Annotated in this window: 25 protein-coding genes and 1 pseudogene; 16 read left to right on the top strand and 10 right to left on the bottom strand. The window is 70.8% G+C overall.

What is annotated here, in order from left to right; translation table 11 throughout:
* Positions 1-14: 14 nt before the first annotated feature.
* The 4 genes from I5071_RS35665 to I5071_RS35650 all read left to right on the top strand — a co-directional run bounded on the left by I5071_RS35665 (position 15) and on the right by I5071_RS35650 (position 5,769).
* The gene (locus I5071_RS35665; protein WP_236517816.1) at positions 15-1,811 is read left to right on the top strand and encodes a HEAT repeat domain-containing protein; all 1,797 of its coding nucleotides are present in this window, start codon (positions 15-17) and stop codon (positions 1,809-1,811) included.
* A gap of 136 nt (positions 1,812-1,947) precedes the next feature.
* Complete coding sequence (locus tag I5071_RS35660) at positions 1,948-3,900, top strand: CASTOR/POLLUX-related putative ion channel (protein ID WP_236517815.1); 1,953 nt, start codon at positions 1,948-1,950, stop codon at positions 3,898-3,900.
* Between the two features lie 571 nt (positions 3,901-4,471).
* The gene (locus I5071_RS35655) at positions 4,472-5,182 is read left to right on the top strand and encodes an STAS domain-containing protein (RefSeq protein ID WP_236517814.1); all 711 of its coding nucleotides are present in this window, start codon (positions 4,472-4,474) and stop codon (positions 5,180-5,182) included.
* Positions 5,182-5,769: a hypothetical protein gene (locus I5071_RS35650; protein ID WP_236517813.1), complete on the top strand. Its 588-nt coding sequence runs from the start codon at positions 5,182-5,184 to the stop codon at positions 5,767-5,769. The genes I5071_RS35655 and I5071_RS35650 overlap by 1 nt, the downstream gene beginning before the upstream one ends.
* A gap of 36 nt (positions 5,770-5,805) precedes the next feature.
* On the opposite strand, the gene I5071_RS35645 is transcribed toward I5071_RS35650, so the two are convergent.
* Positions 5,806-6,705, bottom strand: coding sequence for a LysR family transcriptional regulator (locus I5071_RS35645; protein ID WP_236517812.1), 900 nt, complete (start codon positions 6,703-6,705; stop codon positions 5,806-5,808).
* 81 nt (positions 6,706-6,786) lie between these two features.
* Between I5071_RS35645 and I5071_RS35640 the strand changes: the two are divergent.
* From I5071_RS35640 to I5071_RS35630, 3 genes and pseudogenes are all read left to right on the top strand, one after another.
* A pseudogene (locus I5071_RS35640) lies at positions 6,787-7,403 on the top strand (glutathione S-transferase family protein).
* The gene (locus I5071_RS35635) at positions 7,400-8,290 is read left to right on the top strand and encodes a pyridoxamine 5'-phosphate oxidase family protein (protein ID WP_236517810.1); all 891 of its coding nucleotides are present in this window, start codon (positions 7,400-7,402) and stop codon (positions 8,288-8,290) included. The pseudogene I5071_RS35640 and the gene I5071_RS35635 overlap by 4 nt, the downstream one beginning before the upstream one ends.
* A 10-nt stretch (positions 8,291-8,300) precedes the next feature.
* Positions 8,301-8,600, top strand: a complete 300-nt coding sequence (locus tag I5071_RS35630) for an antibiotic biosynthesis monooxygenase family protein (protein ID WP_236517809.1) — start codon at positions 8,301-8,303, stop codon at positions 8,598-8,600.
* Here I5071_RS35630 and I5071_RS35625 read toward each other — a convergent pair.
* From I5071_RS35625 to I5071_RS35615, 3 genes are read right to left on the bottom strand one after another with little or no spacing between them, the layout of a single operon-like run.
* Positions 8,576-8,965: a VOC family protein gene (locus I5071_RS35625; protein ID WP_236517808.1), complete on the bottom strand. Its 390-nt coding sequence runs from the start codon at positions 8,963-8,965 to the stop codon at positions 8,576-8,578. The genes I5071_RS35630 and I5071_RS35625 overlap by 25 nt on opposite strands.
* Entirely contained in the window at positions 8,962-9,741 is a 780-nt protein-coding gene (locus tag I5071_RS35620; RefSeq protein ID WP_236517807.1) for a DUF6597 domain-containing transcriptional factor, read from the bottom strand. The genes I5071_RS35625 and I5071_RS35620 overlap by 4 nt, the downstream gene beginning before the upstream one ends.
* A 19-nt stretch (positions 9,742-9,760) precedes the next feature.
* Positions 9,761-10,096: a DUF2141 domain-containing protein gene (locus I5071_RS35615; protein WP_236517806.1), complete on the bottom strand. Its 336-nt coding sequence runs from the start codon at positions 10,094-10,096 to the stop codon at positions 9,761-9,763.
* A gap of 77 nt (positions 10,097-10,173) precedes the next feature.
* Here I5071_RS35615 and I5071_RS35610 point away from each other — a divergent pair, with 77 nt between their 5' ends.
* Both I5071_RS35610 and I5071_RS35605 read left to right on the top strand, forming a co-directional pair.
* On the top strand, positions 10,174-11,121 hold the full coding sequence (locus I5071_RS35610; protein WP_236517805.1) for a matrixin family metalloprotease: 948 nt from the start codon (positions 10,174-10,176) through the stop codon (positions 11,119-11,121).
* A gap of 31 nt (positions 11,122-11,152) precedes the next feature.
* Complete coding sequence (locus I5071_RS35605; RefSeq protein ID WP_236517804.1) at positions 11,153-12,637, top strand: MFS transporter; 1,485 nt, start codon at positions 11,153-11,155, stop codon at positions 12,635-12,637.
* A 102-nt stretch (positions 12,638-12,739) separates the two neighbouring features.
* Here the strand turns inward: I5071_RS35605 and I5071_RS35600 are convergent, their stop codons facing one another.
* The 3 genes from I5071_RS35600 to I5071_RS35590 all read right to left on the bottom strand — a co-directional run bounded on the left by I5071_RS35600 (position 12,740) and on the right by I5071_RS35590 (position 15,384).
* The gene (locus tag I5071_RS35600) at positions 12,740-14,281 is read right to left on the bottom strand and encodes a hypothetical protein (protein ID WP_236517803.1); all 1,542 of its coding nucleotides are present in this window, start codon (positions 14,279-14,281) and stop codon (positions 12,740-12,742) included.
* Positions 14,281-14,949, bottom strand: a complete 669-nt coding sequence (locus I5071_RS35595; RefSeq protein ID WP_236517802.1) for a tetratricopeptide repeat protein — start codon at positions 14,947-14,949, stop codon at positions 14,281-14,283. Before I5071_RS35595 ends, I5071_RS35600 begins: the two co-directional genes overlap by 1 nt.
* A gap of 66 nt (positions 14,950-15,015) precedes the next feature.
* Positions 15,016-15,384, bottom strand: a complete 369-nt coding sequence (locus I5071_RS35590; RefSeq protein ID WP_236517801.1) for a nuclear transport factor 2 family protein — start codon at positions 15,382-15,384, stop codon at positions 15,016-15,018.
* Between the two features lie 111 nt (positions 15,385-15,495).
* Between I5071_RS35590 and I5071_RS35585 the strand changes: the two genes are divergently transcribed.
* From I5071_RS35585 to I5071_RS35570, 4 genes are all read left to right on the top strand, one after another.
* Positions 15,496-16,305: a helix-turn-helix domain-containing protein gene (locus I5071_RS35585; protein ID WP_236517800.1), complete on the top strand. Its 810-nt coding sequence runs from the start codon at positions 15,496-15,498 to the stop codon at positions 16,303-16,305.
* 68 nt (positions 16,306-16,373) lie between these two features.
* Entirely contained in the window at positions 16,374-16,808 is a 435-nt protein-coding gene (locus I5071_RS35580) for a GNAT family N-acetyltransferase (protein ID WP_236517799.1), read from the top strand.
* A 31-nt stretch (positions 16,809-16,839) separates the two neighbouring features.
* Entirely contained in the window at positions 16,840-17,622 is a 783-nt protein-coding gene (locus I5071_RS35575) for a hypothetical protein (RefSeq protein ID WP_236517798.1), read from the top strand.
* A 122-nt stretch (positions 17,623-17,744) separates the two neighbouring features.
* Positions 17,745-18,413 carry a carbonic anhydrase gene (locus I5071_RS35570; protein ID WP_236517797.1) on the top strand — a complete coding sequence of 223 codons (669 nt, stop codon included), beginning with the start codon at positions 17,745-17,747 and terminating at the stop codon, positions 18,411-18,413.
* Positions 18,414-18,438: 25 nt separating this feature from the next.
* On the opposite strand, the gene I5071_RS35565 is transcribed toward I5071_RS35570, so the two are convergent.
* The 3 genes from I5071_RS35565 to I5071_RS35555 form a co-directional block, all read right to left on the bottom strand.
* Positions 18,439-20,397: a class II glutamine amidotransferase gene (locus I5071_RS35565; RefSeq protein ID WP_236517796.1), complete on the bottom strand. Its 1,959-nt coding sequence runs from the start codon at positions 20,395-20,397 to the stop codon at positions 18,439-18,441.
* Positions 20,398-20,441: 44 nt separating this feature from the next.
* Entirely contained in the window at positions 20,442-21,038 is a 597-nt protein-coding gene (locus I5071_RS35560; RefSeq protein WP_236517795.1) for a DUF2378 family protein, read from the bottom strand.
* Between the two features lie 146 nt (positions 21,039-21,184).
* Complete coding sequence (locus I5071_RS35555) at positions 21,185-21,706, bottom strand: dihydrofolate reductase family protein (protein WP_236517794.1); 522 nt, start codon at positions 21,704-21,706, stop codon at positions 21,185-21,187.
* A gap of 638 nt (positions 21,707-22,344) precedes the next feature.
* Between I5071_RS35555 and I5071_RS35550 the strand changes: the two genes are divergently transcribed.
* The 3 genes from I5071_RS35550 to I5071_RS35540 all read left to right on the top strand — a co-directional run bounded on the left by I5071_RS35550 (position 22,345) and on the right by I5071_RS35540 (position 23,975).
* On the top strand, positions 22,345-22,668 hold the full coding sequence (locus I5071_RS35550; protein WP_236517793.1) for an IS110 family transposase: 324 nt from the start codon (positions 22,345-22,347) through the stop codon (positions 22,666-22,668).
* A gap of 70 nt (positions 22,669-22,738) precedes the next feature.
* Positions 22,739-23,233 (top strand): IS110 family transposase, encoded by a 495-nt coding sequence (locus tag I5071_RS35545; RefSeq protein WP_329611188.1) that lies wholly within the window; start codon positions 22,739-22,741, stop codon positions 23,231-23,233.
* The gene (locus tag I5071_RS35540) at positions 23,160-23,975 is read left to right on the top strand and encodes a transposase (protein WP_236517791.1); all 816 of its coding nucleotides are present in this window, start codon (positions 23,160-23,162) and stop codon (positions 23,973-23,975) included. The genes I5071_RS35545 and I5071_RS35540 overlap by 74 nt, the downstream gene beginning before the upstream one ends.
* The last annotated feature ends 13 nt before the right edge of the window (positions 23,976-23,988 follow it).

Genomic DNA, 23,988 nt, shown 5'->3' with positions numbered 1-23,988 from the left:
TCCAGGAGCCCGCCTTGTCCCGCCCCGTCCGATCCGGTCTCGTCGTCCTCCTCGTCCTCTCCGCGCTCGGCGCGTGGCTCGCGTCACGTGATGCCGCGAGCGAATCGCGCGCGACGCGTCCCGCGCGCAGCGATGCGCCCGAGGACGAGCTCGTCTATCGCGTCGAGCTCCACCAGGAGGACGACAAGCGGCTCGGCGAGGGCGCGGGCGAGGCGGGCGTGCTCGATCTCGAGGGCACGCTCGCGGTGCGCCCGCTCGGAGGGCGGCGCGAGGCGCTCTCGCTGATCGACGTCGCGCGCGCCGAGCTGCGGATCGGCGGTGGGCACGTGCTCGCGTCGGACGACGCCGCGCGCGAGGCGCTCGCCGGTCACGTGCTCGTCGTCGAGCACGACGAGCACGGCAGCGTCGTGCGCTTCGAGCGCGAAGAGGGCACGAGCCCGATCGCGATGCACCTGCTCGAGCTCCTCGCGCTCGAGTCGCAGCACGGCACCGCGACGCGCGAGCGCACCGCGCACGGGATCGTCGCCCGCCACGTCGAGGAGCACGACGGCGAGCGGGTGCGGCGATGGGACGCGTACGAGCTGCTCGACGTCGCGCAGGACGAGCCCGTCGATCGCGCGCGGGTGCACGGCGAGCAACGGATCCAAGAAGACACCCAGGGCCTCGTGCGCCTGCAGGGCGAGGAGCGCATCGACTGGACCAGCGCGGACGGCGCGCGCCACGCGCGCGTGCGCACCCGCCTCTCGATGGCGCGCACCGGCGCGCGCGTCGCGACCTTGCGAGCCCCGGCGCGCACGATCGCCCACGCGCCGGGCGAGCCGATCGTCTCGGACGATCTCGAGCGTCGCCTCGACGAGGCGCAGGCCGAGGGCATGACGCGCGAGGAGCTCGCGACCCTGATCGCGATCCACGGTCAGGGCGGTCTGCTGCCCGATCATGCGCGCTCGGTGTGGCGCGCCGTGGGTCACCTGCGCGCGCATCCGGAGTCGGCGCGCGAGCTGGAGTCGCTCTTCGCGGCGAGCGACGCGACCGACGCAGCGCGCCGTCTCATCCTGGATCTCCTCGCGGAGGCAGGCTGTGCCGACGCGATCCTGCGCATCGTGCAGAGCCCCGCGGTGCTCGGCACCGCGCTCGAGGGCGAGATGCTCGAGCGGGCGGCCTTCCTGCCCGAGCCGCCGAGCGAGCTCGCCGCGCACCTCGCGTCGCGGCTCGAGCACCCCGTCGATCCCACGTTCGAGATGGCGACCGCGTACGCGCTGGGCAACGTCGCGCGCCGGATCGCGCCCCACGATCCCCGCGCCGCCGACGACGCACGCGCACAGCTCGGCGCACGCCTCGAGCGCGAGCCCGACGCCGCGCGCCGGGCGCACTGGATCACCGCGCTCGCGAGCGCCGCCGATCCGCGCGACACCGAATCCCTCGAGCGCCACGCGCGCGACGATGCGCCGGTGGTGCGCGTCGCGGTCGCGCGGGGCCTCGGGCGCACCCGCACCGAGCGCGCCCGCGAGCGCCTCCTCGAGCTCACCCGTGACACGACGATCGACGTGCAGGACGCCGCGCTCGCGTCGCTCGCCGAGCAAGAGCTCGACGGCGCGACGATGCGCGGCATCACGGCCTCGATCGAGTCGGGCTCGTTCTCCGATGCGGCGCTCGGCGCGCTGGTGCCGGTGCTCCGCGCGGGCGCGGCGGCCGACGCGGACGCGACCCTGACGACCATCGGCGCGCTGCAGGCGCGCGGCATCGACGACGCCGCGATCCGGGCGCGCGTCGCCGCCCTCCGCGCCGAGCTCGAAGGCCGCCCCTTGCTCTGATCGCGCGGGGCGCGACGGGGAGGATCCCCGGCGATTCCGCGTACCTCGCTCACCAGTACCGGGTGGGTATCGTTTTCGCGCTGGACGCGAGGACGGGCGCTGGGGTGGGATCGACGTCGATCGGAGGCCGAGGGAGATGGCGATCGAGCGAGGGTTCAGGGCGAAGCTCCGCTATCGGGCGAACGAGTTCATCGGCGGAGGCGCGGGCAAGCAGCTGCTCTTCCTCGCGGTGCTCACGATGGCGCTGGTCGTCGGCTTCACGCTCGTCGGGCTGGTGCTCGGCCTCGGCATCGAGGACGGCTTCAGCGGGAGCGTCGTCGAGCGCGCCTACGAGGTGAGCTGGTTCTACTTCGGTCGCGTGATCGACTCGGGCACCTTCACCGGCGACAGCGGCGTCGGCAACCGCGCGATCTCGACCGTCGCCTCGATCCTCGGCGTCATCGTCGCCGGCCTCTTGATCTCCGCGCTCGCCGGCAACTTCCAGCAGGCGCTCGAGGACATCCGGAAGACCGGCGCGCCGGTGATGGAGGACGGGCACTTCCTGGTGCTCGGCTGGAGCGAGAAGATCTACTCGGTCATCGACCAGCTCGCGGAGGCCTACGCGCCCAAGGGCCGCATCACCGTCGTCGTGATGGCCGAGCGCGACAAGGTCGAGATGGAGGAGAAGCTCTACGACAAGGTGCAGTACCAGCACCGCGTGAAGCTCGTCGTCCGCTCCGGCTCGAGCGTCGTGCTGAACGATCTCGCCAAGGTCAGCTTCGATCGCACCCAGGCGATCGTGGTGCTGGTCGACGATGCCGACGTCGACGATCCCGACAAGGCCGACGCGCGGATCATGAAGACGCTGATGGCGATCTTCAATCATCCCGACGCGCGCGGCCGCACCGACGGCCTGCGCGTGACCGCGGAGGTGATGCAGTCGCACAACCAGGAGCTCGCGATCATCGCGAGCAACCACCGCGCGCGCGTCGTGAAGACGAACGAGATGATCTCGAAGATCATCCTGCAGACGGCGCGCATCAGCGGCCTCTCGCTGGTCTACGACGAGCTGCTGCGCTTCGAGGGCAACGAGATCCACTTCAAGAAGATCCCGCCGGTGGTGGGGCGTCGCTTCGGCGAGATCCTGCTCGACTTCCCGAACGGCATGGTCGTCGGCATCGCGAAGGCGAACGGCTCGGGGCACACCCTGAACCCGCCGGCGGATCACGTGATCGGGCCCGACGAGGAGCTGCTGATCCTCGCGGAGGACGCGTCGGTCCAGCACAAGCCGTACGCCGGTCCGCTCTCGCTCGCGTCGATGCCGGTGCTGCAGTCCAACGCGCAGAAGCGCGTCGAGCACATGCTGGTGCTCGGGTGGAACCCGAAGATCCACCCGATGATCAAGGAGTTCGACGACTACGTCGCGCCGGGCTCGACGCTGACGCTGGTGAACAACCTGCCCGAGGAAGAGCGCGCCACGGAGATCAGCGAGAAGGTCGGCGACGTGAAGACGGTGCAGCTCCGACACCTCGTCGGGCAGTTCACGAGCCGGCACCTGATGGACCAGCTCGGCCCGCAGAACTACCCGCTCGTGATGGTGCTCGGCGATCAGGTCGAGGGGACGAGCGCGGAGGACGCGGACACCCGCGCGATCATCGCGCTGCTGCTCCTGCGCGATGCGCGTCGTCGCTCGGGGCTCGCGCCGAACCAGCGGGTGTGCAGCGAGATCCTCGACCCCAAGAACCGCGAGCTCGCGGCGACCACGCAGATCAACGACATCGTGATCTCGAACGAGATGGTCTCGATGGTCCTCGCGCAGATCACGTACGAGCCGCGCGTCCAGGCGGTGCTCGAGGACCTGCTGCGCAGCGAGGGCAGCGAGGTCTACGTGAAGCCGATCGAGCTCTACGCGCCGCCGGGTCAGCCGGTGTCGATCGAGTACCTGATGCTCGCGGCGAAGGCGCGCGGCGAGCTGATGATGGGCGTGCAGATCTACGAGGAAGCGCCGGAGAAGAAGTTCGGGCTGGTGCTCAACCCGATGAATCGTCAGGCGCCGTTCATGCCCAAGCCGGGCGATCGCGTCGTGGTTCTCGCGGAAGAGGACGGCTGAGGAGGTCTCGGCGAGAGGCGGGTGGGGGTGGGTCCGCCGCCCGGTGCTCGCGGGCTGCTGCACGAACGCGGTGAGAGCGTTGGGTATTGGTGGGCGCATCGCGGCGCGCGCTTCGCGCGGTTGCCGCGATGCTGTCGTCAGTGTGTGGTCGGAGTCTGCGAGCCCCCGTCGCACGAGGGCGGCGGACCCACCCCCACCCGCCCGGCACCGCGGTTCTGCCGATTCGTTGGGGGATGGTGAGATGGCTCGCGACGGGTCCGCGCTTCGCCGCGGCCCCGACGCTCGCGATTCGGGCTCTGCTTCGCACTCGCCCCGATCGATTCGGGCTCCGCTTCGCGTTCGCCCGCACCACGTGCTCCTGCTCGTGCGCGTCCCTCGTGCTCGTCCCGCGTGCCGCGTGCGCGTGCTCGTCGGCCGATCCAGCACGTCGCTCGTGGAGCCGGCGACCAGCAGCTCGAGCACGATCACGCGGCTCTCACCCTCGGTCACCGAGGTGGGTCGCTGTCTCCCTTGAAGGACGGGCGCCGATCGGGCACACCCGGATTCTCTCAAGGGAGCTGTAACTCCACACATGACCCATCCGAAGTCCCCAGCGGTCGAAGTGCACGTCGACCGCATCGAGCGCATCCGCGACGTCCTGGCCATGATCTCGCTCGGCGAATTCGATCCCGCCGAGCACCTCATCCCGAGCGATCACGACGACGAGTTCTCGTCGTTCGAAGAGACGATCAACCTCTTCGCGCGTCAGCTCCACGCATCGGTCCGCGAGAGCGAGGCGTCGATGCACAAGCTGGAGGCCGCACGCGTCGAGCTGGAGGCGAAGCTCGCGACGATCGCGCGGCAGCGCGTCGCGATCCGCGAGCTCTCCACGCCGGTCGTGGAGCTCTGGGAGGACATCATCACCGTGCCCGTGGTGGGCGAGCTCGACTCCGAGCGCGCGAAGGAGATGACCGATCGGCTCCTCCATCGCATCACCGAAGGCGGCGCGCGCTGCGCGATCGTCGACGTGACCGGCGTCTCGATGGTCGACACCGCGACCGCGCATCACCTGCTCCAGATGGTCGCGGCGACGCGGCTGCTCGGGACGTTCTGCGTGCTCACCGGCATCAGCCCCCGCGTGGCCGACACGCTGAGCCACGCGGGCGTGGAGCTCCGCGACGTCGTCACGCGCGGCACGCTCCGCGACGGGCTCGAGGAGTGCTTCGCGCATCTGCAGAGCGCGAAGCACGTGACCCAGAAGAAGCGCACCGCCCCGCAGCGGGTCGCGAAGGAGCACCGGTGATGGGCCCGCTCTCGAACATCACCGTCTCGGGCGCGAGCGTCGTGTCGATCGTGCAGGCCGTGAAGGGCTTCTCGGTCCTCGTGAGCACGCTGCTCGAGGTCATGAAGGTCCAGACGCGCGACGCGACCGGCGCGCTCGCGGTCGATCCCAACGCTTGGTACCCGGTGCGCGATTACCTGATCGCCTACAAGAAGATCGACACGCTGCTCGGCGGGCGCGGCCTCGAGAAGGTGGGCTCGCTCATCCCGTCGCACGCGGTGTTCCCGCCGAACATCAAGGACGTGCGCGGCGCGCTCGCATCGATCGACGTCGCGTTCCACATGAACCACAAGCTCGACGGCGCGCCGATGTTCGACCCGTCGACCGGCACGATGCTCGAGGGCATCGGCCACTACGGGTACCAGGCGGTGCCCGGCAAGAACGAGGCACGCCTGGTGTGCGGCAATCCGTACCCGTGCCGCTTCGATCTCGGGCTCATCCGCGGCATGGCGCAGCGCTTCGAGCCGGGCGCGACCGTGACCCACGACGCGAACGAGGGCTGCCGCGCGAAGGGCGGCGAGAGCTGCACGTACGTCGTGAGCTGGTGAGACGCCGAAGGACGTCCGGGCTCCTCCGGACGTCCTTCACTCCGCGCCGAGCACCGCACGCAGTCGGGTCGTCGCGAGGTCCACGAACGCGCGCACCTTCGCCGCGACCGCGCGGCCCTCGCGATGCACCACGTGCACCGGGATCGGCGGAGGCTCGTGGTCCTCGAGCACGACCACCAAGCGGCCCGCGCGCAGCTCGTGCTCGACCTGGTACGAGACCACGCGCGTGAGGCCGTGGCCCGCGAGCGCGGCGGCGATCGCGAGCTCCGCGCCGTTGACGATCAAGCGGGCGTGCGGCGTGATCACCTGGGTCTCGCCCTCCGACTCGAACGTCCAGTCGCGCAGCGCGCCGGTGCCCGAGAACGCGATCAGCTCGCGATCCGCGAGCTCTGCGGGGGCGCGCGGCGTGCCGTGCTGCGCGAGGTAGTCGGGCGACGCGCACACGATGCGGCGCACCGTGCCGACGCGCACCGCGCGCATCGACGAGTCGGGCAGGTGCCCGATGCGCACCGCGACGTCGATGCCCTGCTCCGCGAGATCGACGACCGAATCGACGAAGAGCGCGCGCACCGAGAGCAGCGGGTGGCGCGTGAGCAGCTCGAGCACGATCGGCGCGACGTGCAGGCGACCGAACGTCGCGGGCGCGGTCACCGCGAGGCGCCCCCGCGGCTCGGCGTGCAGGCCCGCGGCGATCGTCTCGGCGTCCTCGAGATCGCGGAGGATGCGCTTGCAGTCCGCGAGGTATCGCTCGCCCGCGTCGGTCAGCCGCACCACGCGCGTGGTGCGATGCAGGAGGCGCGTGCCGATGCGCTCCTCGAGCGACGCGATCGCGCGGGTGACGGCGGGCGGAGACATCGCGAGGCGACGCGCCGCGGGCGCGAAGCCGCGCTCTTCCGCGACCGCGACGAACGCGCGCATGGCCTCGAGGCGATCCACGCGCGTCATTCCGCGGAGCGCAAGAGTGCGTTGTCAAGAGCGTCGTTCTCGCGCCGCGCGTCGCACGCCATGGTGCGCGACATGACGAAGCCGATCCTCCTCCATCGCCACCCGCTCTCCGGACACTCGCACCGCGTCGAGCTCTTCCTCTCGCTGCTCGGGCTGCCCTACGAGCTCGTCGAGGTCGACATCGCGAGAACGCCCAGAAATCCCCAGAATTCCTGCGCAAGAACCCGTTCGGCCAGGTGCCGGTGATCGAGGACGGAGACTTCGTGCTGCCCGACAGCAACGCGATCCTCGTCTACCTCGCGAAGCGCTACGACCCGAGCGGGCGCTGGCTCCCGAGCGACGCGCGCGACGCGGCGCACGTGCAGTGGTGGCTCTCGGTCGCGGCGGGACCGCTGGTGCAGGGACCCGGGATCGCGCGCCTCGTGAAGGTGTTCGGCGCGCCGCGCGATCACGAGAGCGCGACGAAGATCGCGGCGCAGCTCTTCGCGGTGCTCGAGGCGCACCTCGGGTCGCGACGTTTCCTCGTCTCGGACACCCCGACGATCGCCGACGTCGCGCTCTACTCGTACACGCGCCACGCGCCCGAGGGCGGCATCTCGCTCGAGCGTTATCCGAGCGTGTGCGCGTGGCTCGAGCGCATCGAGGCGCTGCCCGGCTTCGTCGCGATGAAGGCGAGCGCGGTCGCATGAGCGCGCCGCCGCCCGGCTGGTCGCGCGACGAGTCGCCCTTCCACGCGGGCGAGCGCGCGGTGCAGGAGCGGCTCGGCGTGCGCGAGCGCGTCGAGCGCCAGGGGCGGCGGGTGATCCGCGACTTCATGCCCGACCAGCACCGCACGTTCTACGCGGAGCTGCCGTTCATGGTGGTCGGCAGCCTCGATGCGCGAGGCCGGCCGTGGGCCTCGCTGCTGGTGGGGCCGCCCGGCTTCGTGTCCTCGCCGGATCTGCGTACGCTCGAGGTGCACGCGCGCGCCGCGCCCGGCGATCCGCTCGGTGATCACCTCGCGGTCGGAGCGCCGCTCGGTCTGCTCGGGATCCAGCTCGAGACGCGGCGACGCAACCGCGTGAACGGGACGATCGTGCGCGCCGGCGAGGATGGCTTCGCGCTCGAGGTCGGACAGAGCTTCGGCAACTGTCCGCAGTACATCCACGTGCGCACGCCGGGGTTCGTGACCGCGCCTCCGCCGCGCGTCGTCGCGCGCGGTGCATCGCTCTCGCGCGACGCGATCGCGCGCATCGAGCGCACCGACACGCTCTTCATCGCGACGAGCGCGGGCGGAGGCGACACGATCGAGGGCGTCGACGTCTCGCATCGCGGCGGCGCGCCCGGCTTCGTGCGGGTGCGCGAGGGCGTGATCACGATCCCCGACTATCGGGGCAACGCGCACTTCAACACGCTGGGCAACCTCGCGGTGGATCCGCGCGCCGGGCTCGTCGTCGTCGACTTCGAGACCGGGGCGCGCGTCGCGCTCACCGGTGACGCCGAGATCGTGTGGGACGGGCCCGACGTCGCTGCGCTCGAGGGCGCGGAGCGTGCGATCCGCATCCACGTCACCGAGGCGATCGAGATGGCGTGCTAAGAGCCCGCGCGTGTACGTCGTCGTCTTCCGCGCGCGGATCAGGGCGTTCGATCACGCGTACTCCACCACCGCGGCGCGCCTGCGCGAGCTCGCGTTCTCCGACTTCGGTTGCCTCGGCTTCACCGCGACCTCGGAGGGCGATCAGGAGATCGCCGTGTCGTACTGGCCCGACGTCGAGCACATCGTGCGGTGGAAGAAGCACCTCGAGCACCAGGCCGCGCAGCACCAGGGCCGCGCGGCCTGGTACCGCGAGTACCAGGTCGACGTCGCGAAGGTCGAGCGCTCCTACGCGTGGTCGCTCGACGGTTGATGCTCGGCGAAGGCGACGACGTTGCCCGCGGGGTCGCGCACGATCGTCTCGCGCGCCCCGTAGAACGTCGTGCGCTCGGCCACGACGATCGCGTCGTAGCCCGCGAGCGCGCGCTGGACCTCGGCGAGCGACGCGACGTGCACGTAGAGCGCGGTGCGGTAGCCGTCGCGCGGCGCGCCCGCGACGTCGTTCGCGAGCGAGCGCTCCGACTGCAGCATCAGCTCCGCGCCGTCCTTCACCAGGATGACGAAGCCGATCGTCTCGTCCTCGGGCACCTCGGTGACCTTGGTGAATCCGAGCCGATCGATCCAGAACGGCAGGCACGCTTCGATCGAGGGCACGATCAGGTTCGCGGTGATCTTCATGCGCGCTCCTCTGCCACGTCGAACGCGCTGGTGATTGGAGAAATGGAACCTCGCGCCCGCGCGATCGCGCCCGGGGTCATCCCCGCGATCGCGCCGAGCTCGTGCGCCAGGTGCGCCTGGTCCGAGTAGCCGTGCTCGATCGCGAGCGCCGCGTGATCGCGATCACCGCGGGCGATCGCCGCCATGGCGCGCTGGGCCCGCGCGATCCGCGCGAGCTCCTTGGGCCCGAGCCCGACCGCCGCGCGCACCCGCCGCGCGAGGTGCTGCCGCGTGATCCCGAGCTCGTCCGCGAGCGCCGCGATCCGCGGCGCATCCGGCGCGACCAGCCGCGCGATCGCCCGGGTCGTCGTGCGATCGATCGCCGGTGCGGCGAGCACGCGCGAGGCGACGAACGACTCGACGATCTCCCGCCGCGCCTCGATCGCCTCGGCCGCGATCAGCGCGTCGATCACCGCGCGGGCGTCGATCTCCAGGGCCTCGAGCTCGACGTGCGCGTCGGTGAGCGTGTCGATCGGCGCATCGACGAAACGCGCCGCGCCGCCCGGTCGGAACCGCACCGCGACGATGTCGCGCGGCGTCGCGGGCACCACGCGCGCGCTCGTCATCGCGCCCACCACCACCGCGCGCGGCCGCGTCCCGAGGTGGAACATCACGTCCACGCATCCGTCGGGCAGCACGCGCGCTTCGCTCCCGATGCGCTCGCGCTTGGTCCACACCCGGTCGATCACACCCGCGAGCGCGGCGCGCGGCAGGTGCTCCTCGTACGGCGCGTCCACCCGGAGGAGCGTAGCGCGCTCACGGCGCGTGCAGCGTCTCGTGCGGCGTCAGCTCCACGTGCGTCTCGTCGCCCTCGGCCTCGAACACCACGTCGGCGTAGGTCGGCACGCCCACGTGATCGACGTCGTCCTCGCTGCGCACGAGGCTCGCCGCGTAACGTCCGGGGCGCACGTCGCGGAACAGGATCTCCGCGTTGCCGCCCATGATCGGCGCGGCTCCCACGTGGAGCGCGTGCTCGCGCGAGCGCTCCGCGGCGGAGTGCGGATCGAAGAGCGCCACGAGCGCCACGCCGCGCTCCCGACGCAGCCCGCGCACGTGGACCACCACGCTACCGATCGAGCCCGAGTCCGGCATCGGTCTGCGAGATGGGCCCCGGCGCGCTCGCGGCAAGGCGGGTGTTGCGCCCTGCCGCAGTGGCTAGGATCGCGGCGATGCGCCTCGCACCGCTCGCGCTCTCGCTCGTGCTCGCGCTCGTGCCGGCGAGCGCGCGCGCGTGGTGCCGGATGGTCACCCCACGTCCGTGCGAGGGCGCGAGCGACTGCCTCACGGGCCAGGGTTGCACCGACTCCGGGGAGTGCGCGTGGATCGGCGCTCCGCTCGAGTGCGAGGTGCCCGACCTCGAGCGCACCTTCCCGCTCGCGTGGCGACGTCGCTGCACGACGATGACGATCAGCGCCGCACGGCCCTCGCACGACTTCACGCGCGAGGAGCTCGCCGCGATCCTCCAGCGCTCGATCGCGACCTGGGAGAACGTGCGCTGCGACGGCGGCTCACCGGGCCTCGACGTCACACTGCTCGAGGAGCCCGACGAGTGCATACGCCCATCGCACTCGGGCTCCGGCGGCAACGTGCACTCGCTGCTCTTCGTCGGCGAGGGCTGGGCCGACGAGCGCCTCCACGATCCGCGTGCGTACGCGGTGACCTCGGTGTGGTTCGGCGCCGGGGGCGCGATCCTCGACGCCGACATCGAGGTCAACGAAGCGCTGGGCATCTACGCGGACTGCCCACAGACCGGCTGCGAAGATCCGCGCTTCATCGATCTCGAGAGCACGCTGACCCACGAGCTCGGCCACTACTTCGGTCTCGCGCACTCGCCGCACGATCCGCTCGCGACGATGTGGTTCGACGCCGATCCCAGCGAGACCCACAAGCGCGATCTCGCCGCCGACGACATCGAGGGCCTCTGCACGATCTACCCGCCGGGCTCGCTGCCCGAGACGTGCAACCCCGATCCCCGCGGCGGGCTCGACCTCGACTGCCGCACCGTCGAGAGCTGCAACTGCCGCGCGCCCGGCGTGCGCACCGCGCCGCCCTGGATGCTCGTGCTGCTCGTCCTCGCCATCCTCGCTGCGCGTCGTCTCACACCGCGAGAACGCTGAGCCGCGGGGTCCGGTACCCTCGCCGGCTCCCATGACGAACGACGCGACGATCGAGCCGCAGAAGAAGGGCCTCGGCTGGGCCTTCTGGATGCTCTGCACGATGGAGGGCTTCGAGCGCCTCGCCTACTACGGCCTGCGCGTCGTGATCGGCATCTACATCGCGCAGGCCGACGCGCCCGGAGGGCTGCACTGGAGCCAGGCGGATCGCGCGACGATCTTCTTCTGGTGGGCGATCTTCCAGTCGTGGCTGCCGACGTTCACCGGCGGGATCGCCGATCGCTACGGCTACAAGAACACGATCTTCGTCTCGATCACGCTGAAGGTCGCGGGCTACCTGCTGATGGCGGTCTCGCGCGACTACTGGCCGTTCTTCACCGGCGCGATGCTGCTCGCGACCGGCACCGCGCTCTTCAAGCCGGGCATCCAGGGCTCGCTCGCGCAGAACCTCACGAAGGACAACGGCTCGGTCGGCTGGGGCATCTTCTACTGGCTGGTCAACGTCGGCGCGATGATCGGCCCGCCCTTCGCGAACTACCTGAAGGAAGTCGGCTGGCCCGCGGTGTTCTACGGATGCGCGGCGATCGCGGCGCTCAACTACGGGATGCTGTTCACCTACCGTGAACAGTCCTCGGGCGCCGATCTCGACAAGCCGCTGGGCACGGTGCTCGTCGAGACGTTCACCAACTTCTTCCAGGCGCGGCTGCTGCTCTTCCTGCTCTGCCTCAGCGGCTTCTGGCTGATGATGTATCAGCTCTGGGATTTCCATCCCTTCTTCATCACCGACTGGGTCGACAGCCGCGGCGTCATCGCGGCGCTCCCGATCCCCGAGCGCTGGACCGTCGATCTCGGGCGCGGCACGCACATCGAGCAGGAGCACCTGCTCAACCTCAACGCGTTCCTGATCGTCATCCTCGTCATCCCGATCAGCCGCGCGGTGAAGAAGCTGCGCACGCTGACCGCGATGCTCGGCGGGATGATCGTCGCGACGTTCGGCATCCTCGCGTCGGGCCTCACGACCAGCGGCTGGATGCTGCTGCTCGGCATCCTGTTCTTCTCGCTCGGCGAGATGCTCACCGGCCCGAAGAAGACCGAGTACCTCGGCTACGTCGCGCCGCCCGGCAAGAAGGCGCTCTACCTCGGCTACGTGAACATCCCGGTCGGCGTCGGACAGGCGCTCGGCGCGCAGCTCTCGGCGTGGCTCTATGCGAACTGGGGCGAGAAGGCGATGCTCGCGCAGCGTTATCTCGCCGAGCACGACCAGCTCCTCGGGCGCGACGTGTCGTGGAACGGCGATCCGCTCACGCTCGAGCAGGCGACCGGCGTCACGCGCGAGGCCGCGTTCCAGACGCTCTGCGACGCGCTCCACCAGGACGGAGCGGCGGTCACCGAGCTGCTCTGGGCGACCTACGATCCCTGGGTCGTGTGGCTCCCGATCGCCGCGATCGGCGTGACCTCGGTGATCGGCCTCTACCTCTTCGCGCGCGCCGCGAAGAAGTGGTCCGACATGAACCATTGAATTCTCGAGAGTGTCGACATCGGCTCGCCCGCCGGCCCCTACCGTCCGCGCGCTTCGCGCGCTCCCGTCCCGGACCGGCGGGACGAGCACTCCGGCAAGGGCTCATTCGACCGCGATCGCGCCGTCGGGCGACGTCATCACGCCGCCCTCGAACGCGACGGGGCCGCCGCCGTCGTTGCAGCGCGAGCGGTCGTAGACGCATCCCGCGAACGAGTCGCAGCGCACCATCTCGCACGCCGCGCCCGGCGGGCAGAGCGCGTCGTTCGGCACGTGCAGGCACCCGCTCACGCCGCAGGAGTCGACGGTGCACGCGACGCCGTCGAAGCACGTCCCCGCGTCACACCCGATGCCGCCGTCCATGCACGCCGTGCCCACGCAGAAGCCGCCCTGACAGCTGTCGGTGCCGTTGCACGCGAGCCCGTCGCTGCACGGCAGATCGTCGGTCGCGCGGCTGCACGGCCGGGTCTCGGTGGTCGGGACCGAGAAGCACAGGCCCTCGGTGCACGTCGCCTCGTAGCGGAAGCGCGACTCGGTGCCCGTGGTGTCGCACGCGTCGTCGAACCCGCCGCACGTCGACCACTCGCCGTAGCTCGTCTCGCCGCAGCCCGCGCCCTCGGTGTCGCGCGAGCACGCGCGCGTCTCCTCGGTGTCGCTCGGCTCGCACGCCGCGTCGACGCACCCGAAGGTGCGCACCGTGCGCGTCTGGATCGCGTCCTCGTCGCACGCGCTGTCGTACACGCACGCGCCGTACGCGCCTTCCATGCGCGCCGGGCACTCCTCGTCGCGCGCGCACCCGAGGCAGCGGTCGCCCGCTTCCTCGCACTCGAGCGTGTCGCCGCAGGGATCGCCCGCGTGCACGCACTCGCCGGCGGTGCAGGCATCGAGCCCGTTGCAGAACACGCCGTCGTCGCAGTCGAGCGTGTTGTTCACGTACGCACATCCGCTCGGACCGTCGGTGGGATCGCCGCTGCACGCGTCGTCGGTGCACGGGTTGTCGTCGTCGCACATCGCGGCGCTCCGCGTGTGCGCGCACTGCCCGTTCTCGTCGCAGTAGTCGGTGGTGCACGCGAGCCTGTCGTCGCACGCGCCGGGATCGCACTCGCCGCCGTCACCGACGCTCCCGTCGCCGGTGCCCGCGTCGCGCGCCCACGGCATCAGATCTTCGACGTCGATCGTCGCGTCACCGCACTGATCGGGCCCGATGCAGGTCTGCCCGGGGTCCTCGCACGTCACCCCGATGCACCCATCGAGCAGGAGCAGCTGCAGCCAGAGCGTCTGCTCCTCGGCGTACCCGCTGATCGCGCGCACCGTCGCGATCGCCGCGCCCGACGCGGTCTGCGCGACCGCCTCGATGCGATAGCGGCGCGACGCGTCGCGTCCCTCGGGCGCGAGCGCGACCGTCGTGGGCCAGCCGTCGCTCGCCGACACCGGGAACGGGAACTCCTGCACCAGCGTGTCGGGCACGCCGCTCTGCCCGCCCGGCGCGCCGTAGACGCGCACCACGAGCTGGCGCGCCATGTCGCGCACGCCGGGCTCGGCGTCGATGGTCGCCATCACCTGCGTGTTCGCGCGCAGGTTCTCGCACGAGCACCCGCTCGCGAGCGCGCTGCTCGCGAGGATCCCCAGGACGACGATCGCGCGCATCACGGGATCGGCACCGTCAGCGTGATCGCGATCGCCCCGCCGTCGCCGGTCGTGTAGGGCGGATACACGTCCTCCTGCGCCACCGTCGCCGCGACCACCGCCCCCGCGACGCCGCCCGCGACCACCACCCCGATGATCGTCCACAGCCACCAGGCCGTGAGCACGTCCTCGCCGCCCTCGTCGCGCTCGGCCGTCTCGCCCGCGGGCTCGGCGATCGGCGCGCTCGCCGCGTCCTGCGCCGCCGCCGCCTCGGCCGCTGCGACCGCGGCCGCCTGCTCGTCTTCGCGCGCGATCTCCTCGCGCAGCACCCGCAGCCGGCCTTCGACCTCGCGCCGATTGGGCGCATCGGGCAGTGCCTCGAGGTACGCCTCGAACGCGGTCACCGCCTCGCGCTCGCGGCGCAGACGATCCGAGCTCGTGCCGATGTTGTAGAGCAGCTCCGGCCGGCCCGAGAGCTCGTGCGAGCGCTCGAAGTACTCGAGCGCGTCCTCGAAGCGTCCGTCGGCGAACGCGACGCGTCCCGCCTCGAAGAGCGCGCGCGCCTCGGCGTCACGCGACGACGATGGCGAGGAGGACGGGGGTGGGGTTCCGTCCTGCGCCCCTGCGACGCTCGGCAGCGCCAGCGCGAGGGCGAGAGCGGTCCAGAAGGCAGCGAGCCGTCGGGCCATTCGAGGGGATCATACGCCCGTGCGCCGCGAACGGATCAAGCGCCGCGCGCCCACCTCGACGCACCGTCAGCCGAACACGCGATCGATCAGCGCGGTGTCGACGTGCTCGGTGATCTCCGCGACGCACTCGCCCTCGAAGCGCATGACGAAGCAGTACTGGTTGTCGTAGCGCACGCCCTTCTTCGTCACGTTGTCGCCGCGCGCCTCGACGACCACCACGTCGCCATCGGCGATCACCCGCGACGCGATGATCCGCATCGCGCCCTCGATGCGCGACCGCAGCGGCGCGATCAGCTGCTCGAGGATCACCGGCTTGCTCGCGAAGGTGCGCGAGAACCGCGAGGTGCCGCTGATCGTCCAGCGACAGTCGTCGCCCAGCATCGCGAAGAAGCGCTCGAAGTCGCCCTCGGCCGCACGCGCGAAGGCCTCGGTCACGATCGCCCGTCTCGGATCGTCGGTGTGCATGGGGATCGAGATGCCGCCCCGCGCGCTCCGCCGATTGGAAGAATCGGCCATCCCCGCGTGCTCCCGCGCGCCGGCACGACCATGCTGGCGATCGTGCTGACGACCCGCGCGTTCGCTCCGCCCCGCTCGCTCGCGCGCTTCGTCGAGTGCGTGCGCGTGATCGACGCGCCCGACCTCGCACGCCTGCGCTACGAGCGGCTCCCCGACGGCAAGACCGAGCTCGTCGTGCAGATCGACGGACGCGGCGCCGAGGCCGGGGCGATGGGCACCCGCACCCGCGCGATCAGCAAGGAGTCGAGCCCGCTCGCGTCGGCGGTGATCGTGCGGTTCCGCGCCGCGGGCGCCTACCCGTTCTTCGGCATGCCGATGTCGGAGCTCACCGATCGCCACACCTCGGTCGAGACGCTCTGGGGCGGCAGCGGGCGCGCGCTCCAGGACGCGCTCGCCGGCGCGCGCGGTGACGAGGCCCGCGCGCGCCTGATGATCTCCGCGCTCGAGGCGCGGCTCTCCAGCGATCGTGTGTTCGAGCCCGCCGCCTCCTCCGCGGTGCGCCGCGCCACCCGCACGATCGACGCGATGGAGACACTGCCGCGCGTCGACGCGCTCGCCGCGCACGTGGGCCTGAGCGAGCGCCAGCTGCGCCGCGCGTTCGACGCCGTCGTCGGCGTCGGGCCCAAGCACTACCTGCGCATCGTCCGCTTCCAGCGCGCGCTCGCGATGCTGCGCGCGAGCACGCCGCGCCCGGCGTGGGGCGTCATCGCGCGCGACGCCGGCTACTTCGATCAGGCGCACATGATCGCCGAGCTCCGCGAGATGACGGGCCGCGCGCCCTCGGAGCTCGCGCTGCGCTTCGCCGCGACCCGACGCGGGCTCGCGCTACAGAATCCGTAGCAGCGGTCCTCGCGACATCGACGACCTGGCGCACGGCGAGCACCACGGCGCGCCCGTAGGCTCGTCCTATGAAGTGGACGAAGGGCGAGCACGAGATCGACACCGACAAGACGCGCCTCGACGTGGGCCTCGTCCATCGCTTCCTCGGCGAGGAGTCGTACTGGGCGAAGGGCATCTCCCGCGCGCGCGTCGAGCGCGCGATCGAGCTCTCGTGCTGCTTCGGGCTCTATCGCGGCGAGCGCCAGCTCGGCTACGCGCGCGTCATCAGCGACGAGGTCACGTTCGCCTATCTGTGCGACGTGTTCGTGCTGCCCGAGGCGCGAGGCTCCGGTCTCGGCAAGTGGCTCGTCGAGGTGAGCACCGGGCAGCACGAGGTGCGGCGATGGATGCTGGGCACCCTCGATGCCCACGGGCTCTACGCGCAGCACGGCTTCGGGCCCATGCGCGAGCCACGACGTTTCATGGAACGGCTGGATCCGGACATCTACACGCGTGGCGGATGAGGACGACGATCTCGGGTATCCTCGGAAGGCGGTGAGGGCGCGTCGGGCCGAGCTCGTGCTCTGGTGCACGGTGCTGTGGGTGTGCGCGGCCGCGGGCTGCGGCCGCATCGGGTTCGATCCGAGCGCGCTCGAGGCGGGTGACGCGGGCGGCTTCGACGCGCGGGTCCCAGCGCCCGACGCGACCACGACGCCCGAGGACGCGACAGTGCCCACGGACGCGCCGGTCGATGCGTTCCTGCCGTTGAACCCGGATGCCGCGAGCCTTCCCGACGCGACCACGAGCTGCCCGAGCGTGTGCAACGACGGCTGCGCCGGCGGCGTGTGCCGCATCATCGGCGACGAGCTCCCCGTGATCGTCTGTCCGACCGGCATGCCCTGCCAGGTGCGCTGCGTCGCGCGCCAGGGCTGCATGACCGCGATCGACTGCGCCGGGTCCTCGAGCTGCGAGGTGCGCTGCGAGGGGGATCGCAGCTGCTTCTTCGGCGCGGTCTGCGGCGCGGCGCCGTGCTCGATCGAGTGCATCGGCGACACCTCGTGCGGGCCGATCTCGTGCGGCAGCTCGACGGGCTGCGCGGTGGGCTGCCCCGGGCCCGGGAGCTGCGGGTTCGGCGTGGAGTGCGGCGCCAACGCGTGCTCGGTCGCGTGCTCGGGCGACGGGTCCTGCTCGGGCGGCGTGTCGTGCGACACCTCGTGCGCATGCGACGTGGCATGCAGCGCGGGCGCGGATTGTCCGAGTCGGAGCCCGGTGCAGTGCCCTCCGGGGTGCAGCAACGCGACCGGGTGCACCGGTGTCGGTGCATGTGACACCTGTTGAGGAAATTTTCCCCGAGCGGGGTGTCGACCTGGCGCGACCTGTGGTATTCACGATGCCGAGGCGCGTCGGGATTTGGCGTCATTGTCGGTCGCCACCCCACATCGCCGCCACGAGAGGTGACGATGAAGAAGCTCGTGACGGGGTTCCAGCGGTTCCGAGACCACGTGTTCGAAGAGCATCGGGAGCTCTTCCGCCAGCTGGCATCCGGCCAGTCGCCCCAGGCCCTCTTCATCACGTGCTCGGACTCCCGCATCCAGCCGAACCTGCTCACGCAGACCGAGCCCGGGGATCTCTTCGTCGTCCGCAACGCGGGCAACATCGTCCCGCCCTACTCGCCCCAGGGATGCTCGGAGGCGGGCACCATCGAGTACGCGATCGACGTGCTCGGCGTCGCCGACATCGTGGTCTGCGGTCACTCGGGATGCGGCGCGATGAAGGCGCTGCTCGAGCCCGAGCCCCCGAAGGGGCTGCCCGCGGTGACCGCGTGGCTCGGCCACGCGGAGCCCACGCGGCGGGTGATGCAGAGCGTCTACGCCGATCGTCCGGCCGACGAGAAGCTGAACGTCGCGATCCAGGAGAACGTGCTGCAGCAGATGGTCAACCTGCGCACGCATCCGTCGGTCGCGGCGAAGCTCGCGGCGGGCAAGCTCCGGCTGCACGCGTGGGTCTACAAGATCGGCAGCGGCGAGATCTTCGCGTACGACCCCGAGACGATTCAGTTCCGCCCGCTGATCGAGGTGACGCCGGAGCGCCAGTCGCGCCGGATGCTCGCCGACGCGATCGGCCCGTGAAGGTCGCGTCGAAGAGGTCGAGCGCCTACGGCTCGACCTCTTCGACCTTCACCGCGACCTCGAGCGTCTCGCCGCCGCCGCCCTTGTAGAGCGTGCCGCTGGTCGGGGTCGCGTCGCGGTAGTTGCGCCCGCAGGCCACGCGCACGTGGTCGCGCCCCGCGAGCACGCCGTTCGTCGGGTCGAAGCCGGTCCAGCCCGCCCAGGGCAGGTAGAGCTCGGCCCACGCGTGGCTCGCGTCCGACTGCTGGGTGTTCTCGTAGCGGCCCGCGCCGCCGGTGAAGATGTAGCCGACGCGGTAACGCGCGGGGATCCCGAGCAGTCGCGCCAGGCAGATCAGCAGGTTCGCGAAGTCCTGACAGACGCCGGTGCGCGAGCAGTAGACGTCGTACGCGGTCGTCGCGAGCGTGGTCGACCCCGAGACGTACTTGAAGTCGCGGTAGATCGACGTGTTCATGTCGAGCAGCGTCTGCGCGAGATCGCCGTCCTGGCGCTCGACGAAGCTCATCGCGAACTCGACGAGCTCCTGCAGCTGCGTCTCGGGGAGCTCGGGCGGCAGCAGGTAGGGCGTCATCATCTGACGCTGCCAGGGCATCCACACGAGCGGGATCGTCACGCGACGCTCGGGCGCATCGAGATCCGCCGAGGGCTCGTGGAGGATGCGCACCTTCGAGCGCGAGGTGATGCGCAGCTCTTCGTAGGGCTGCTCGATCTCGGCGCGCACGACCTGGTTGCCGAACACGTCGTCGTACGCGCGCCGCAGGCCGCCCGCGTTGAGCTCGAGCGAGTACTCGATCAGCTCCTGCCCGAGGTCGTGGCAGGGCTGCAGGCGGAAGAGGTGCTTGCTGCGCTCGACCGCTTCTTCGTAGCGGTAGATCGTCTCGTGCAGCACCGTCATCACGCGGCCCTTCTTCTCGGGCGTGATGACGATCGCGGGGGCCTCGGGCGCACGCGAGACGCGCTCTCCCGCATCGAGCCCGACCGGCGGCGGCGCGACGATGCGGCGCGCAGCGCTGGGCCCGGCGTGCGAGTCGAAGATGATCGAGCCGCGACGCGCGACGAGCATCTGCCCCTCGGTCATCGCGACCCACTGCGGGCTCGGCGGGACCGGCGTCGGGGTCTTCGCGGCCGCGGGCACCGGCTGGGGCTTGGGCGAGAGCGGGATCGTGGAGAACAGCACCGCGGTGCGGTTGCGATCCTCGGCGTCGGTGAGGTCGACGTCGATGTCGGGCGTGCGCCAGATCGTCGACGCGTGGGGCGGCGCGAGGCGCAGCGAGTAGAGCGTGTTGTAGCCCTCGGCGTCGCGATAGACGGCGACGTCGATGCCGTCGGTGAACAGGAAATTCGCGGTGCCGAGCGCGTCGAGCTCGCGGAACCACTCGTGCAGGCGCTCCCACCCGATCTCCGCGAGACGCTTCGCGCCGCAGGTGCGCATGCGCTCGAGCAGCCAGCAGAACGCGCGCTCGCTGTCGGTGCGTCCCATCGGCGCGAACGCGCTCGAGGGCTCGAGCGGGAGCTGCACCTCGAGGTCGCCGAAGAGATCGCCGTTGTGCGCGAGCACGAACGAGCGCCCCGCCCAGTTGTGCGCGAACGGGTGCGTGTCCTGCTCGCTCAGCGTGCGCGCGGCGCCGCGCAGGTGGCAGACGAAGACCGTCGACTGGAAGCGCTCCCAGTCGCGCAGGAGCTTCGTCATCGGGTTCTCGCCGATCGACGTCGGGTCCTTGATGACCAGCGCGGCGGGACCGGCCTCGGGGTACCACGCGAAGCCCCAGCCGTAGCCGTGCTCGCGCGCATCGGTGCCGTGCTCCAGCGCGCGCAGCGAGATCGACGGCGAGACCGGCGCGTCGAGCGACATCGCGAGGAGCCGCGTGGCCTTGTGCTCGCGCGCGTAGACCTCGGCGAGCGGGCCGCGGCCGGTCGCGGAAGGAGCATCCGCGGAGGCCTGCGGCGTGATCGAACGCGGCGGTACGGACGGCGGATCGCTCACGCCGGGCGAGGGTAGCAGACGGACCCTCGCGAAGCGCGCTCGGTCTACCGCCAACGCAGCTCGAGATCCGCGTCGCGCTCGCCGTGCACGCGGACGCGCACGTCGCCGCGCAGTCGGAACACGCGCAGCGCACCCTCGAGCACACCGAGGTGCCATGCGTCGGGCCAGTCCCAGAAGTCGCGGTACGAAAAGACCGCGCGACCCGGGCCGTGCTCGAGGATCCGCACCACGCCGTGGGCGCGCACGAGCTCGTAGGCGCGCCCGACGAGCGGCACCGCGAGCTCGGGGCTCTTGCCCGCGAGCCCGAAGAGCACCGCGCCCACCGTGCTCTGCACGAAGCCGTCGTACGCGCCCCAGCCGACGCGACGCAGGCCTTCGCGCGGAGGCAACGTCGGATAGAGCGCGTGCGAGGCCGCGGCGAGGAACGCGAGCCACTCGGTGAGCGGATAGCCGCGGAACGCGAGATAACGCGCGCGCCCCACCGGCTTGCCGATGCGGCGGGTGCGCTCGGCGATCGGCTCGAAGAAGAGGCCCTTCACCTCGGCGACCGGACAACGCGCGAGGCGCGACTCGAGATCGATCGGCGCCTCGAGATCGGGCACGACGAACGGGGCGTCGCGCGAGCGCGCTGCAGCGGTCACTCCGACGAGGCTACTCGATCGCGCCGGGGCGCGATCACGTGACCCGCCCATCACGCCCCCCCGATTCGTGGTTGGCGGCACCGGGCGCGACTCGTCACGAGCGCGCGCTCGGCGAGGACGAGATGCCCTCGCCGAGCGCGATCGGATCAGCGCGTGACCGAGTAGGTGAGCAGCTGCACGCCGTTCGCGTACGACTTCGTCGATCGCAGCGAGAGCGCGCGCTGCAGCGATCGCGCGAACATCGGGATGCCCTTGCCGAACACGACCGGATAGAGCTTCACGATGATCTCGTCGACGAGGTCGGCCTCGAGCAGCGTGCTCGCGAGCTCACCGCCGCCGCAGAGCCAGATGTCCTTGCCGTCCTCTCGTTTCAGCGCGCGCACGCGGCCCGCGGCATCGTCGCGCACCAGCTCGACCGCGGGGTCGGGCGAGCGCTCGAGCGATCGCGAGAACACGTACTGGCGGAGCATCGGATAGGGGCTGGTCACGCCCATCCGCAGCCCGACCTCGTAGGTCTTGCGGCCCATCAGCACGATGTCGCTGGTGCGGAACGAGTCGAAGAACTCGTCGACGTGCTCGCCTTCGTTCAGGAACCCTTCGTACGTGTCGTCCTCGTGCGCGAGGAACCCGTCGAGCGTGAGCCCGACGTGGTACTTCAGCTTTCTCATACGAACCTTCTCTCTCATCGGAGCCGACGTGAGCATCACGCGCGCACGCTCGAGAGGCGTGCTCGCTGCGCGAGATGCGGTGACGTGGATCAGAGAGAGGCGGTCATCGTCGACGCGCGGCGGCGCGCGTCGAGCGAACGTCTAGCAGCCCGCGCGAGATCAGTCGATTCCGCCGGTCCGTCCGGGCCGGGACGAGCACTCCGGTAGGGACTGCGAAAATCGGCTCGCCCGACGGTCCCTACCCTCCGCGCGCTTCGCGCGCTCCCGTCCGGGACCGCCGGGACGAGCACCCCGGTGAGGACTGCCGAAAATCGGCTCGCCCGACGGTCCCTGCCCTCCGCGCGCTTCGCGCGCTCCCGTCCGGGACCGCCGGGACGAGCACTCCGGTAGGGACTTGTATCTAGTGCACCGGCCGATCGCCCGCCGTGGTAGGGCTGCCGGTCAGCGGTTTCGGGAGAGGGTCGCCGCAGGCGGCTTGGGGCATCGTCCCCGTTACTGAGATTGGCGCCCTCGACCGAGTTTCTTTGCTCGAACGGTATCCAGAGGCGTGGCTCGTCCACCGTCCTCGCATGGACAAGCATGGGCACGAAGCTCGGCTCCGAGGCTCCCAAGGACGCAGTTACGAGCTCGAGAGGAACATGAGATTCGTCGGAATCGACATCGGTTCGGAGAAGCACGTGGTCGCGATCGTGGACGAGGCCGGCAAGCCGGTGTGCAAGCCGACGCCGTTCTCCGAGGATGCGTCGGGGTACGACCGACTGCGCTCGCTCCTCGGTGAGCCTGCCGACGTGTTCGTCGCGATGGAGGCGACGGGGCACTACTGGCAGAACCTGTTCGCGTTCCTCTTCGCGGCCGGCTTGTATCTAGTGCACCGGCCGATCGCCCGCCGTGGTAGGGCTGCCGGTCAGCGGTTTCGGGAGAGGGTCGCCGCAGGCGGCTTGGGGCATCGTCCCCGTTACTGAGATTGGCGCCCTCGACCGAGTTTCTTTGCTCGAACGGTATCCAGAGGCGTGGCTCGTCCACCGTCCTCGCATGGACAAGCATGGGCACGAAGCTCGGCTCCGAGGCTCCCAAGGACGCAGTTACGAGCTCGAGAGGAACATGAGATTCGTCGGAATCGACATCGGTTCGGAGAAGCACGTGGTCGCGATCGTGGACGAGGCCGGCAAGCCGGTGTGCAAGCCGACGCCGTTCTCCGAGGATGCGTCGGGGTACGACCGACTGCGCTCGCTCCTCGGTGAGCCTGCCGACGTGTTCGTCGCGATGGAGGCGACGGGGCACTACTGGCAGAACCTGTTCGCGTTCCTCTTCGCGGCCGGCTTCCAGATCGCGCTGCTGAACCCGATGCGCACGTCGCGATTCGCGGCGGAGGATCTGCGCCGCGCCAAGACCGACGCGCTGGATGCAGTCGGCATCGCGGTTTGCTCAACAGAAGCGGCCTGCAGCGACGCCGATGCCAGATGCTGCGACGCTCGAGCTGCGCGAGCTGGTGCGTCTGCGCGATCGACTGGTGCAGGACCTCGGTGATCGCACGCGTCAACTGCATCGTGCGCTCGACCTGACGTTTCCCGAGTTCACCGAACACGTGCGCGACGTCGCGTCGGCCACCTCGACCACGCTGCTCGTCGCATGCCCGACCGCCGACAAGTTCCGCGCTGCTGACCCGAACGCGCTGGCCGAGCTGAAGTACGACGCTCGCCATGTCATCGGCCTCGAGCTCGCGCAGGCGCTCTGCGAGGCCGCCAAGACCAGCGTCGGACGCCACCAGGGCACGGTGTACGAGCTTCAGATCCGGTACGCGTGCGAAGACATCGCGACGCTGCGAAAGCGCATCAAGAAACTCGACGAGGACATCGGCCAGAGCCTGGACCGGCACGAGGTCGGCAAGCTGCTGACGACCATCGACGGCATCGGTGACAACACAGCAGCGCGGATGATCGCCTCCATCGACTTCGGGGCCTTCAAGACGGCCGCGGCGTTGGCGGCATACGTCGGCGTCGCCCCGCTCGTGAACCACTCGGGCAAGCGGCAGCCACTCCGAGGCCACGCGTGCACGATGGGCGATGCCGACCTCCGCGCGAAACTGTGGATGCCGACGCTGCGCGCAGTCACTCACAACCCGTGGCTGAAGGCGTTCTACGCGCGCTTGGTCGCTGCCGGGAAGCCGAAGAAGCTCGCGATCGTCGCTGCGATGCGCAAGCTCCTCGGCGCGATGATCAGCGTGGCGCGAACGCGCACGCCCTTCGTGCCGAAGCTCGCCGCGGTCTGACGACCGCACGTCG

The organism is Sandaracinus amylolyticus (genome assembly GCF_021631985.1).
Lineage (GTDB): Bacteria > Myxococcota_A > Polyangia > Polyangiales > Sandaracinaceae > Sandaracinus > Sandaracinus amylolyticus_A.
Note: the sequence above shows the minus strand (reverse complement) of the source record. Positions and strands in the feature narration are given on the sequence as shown.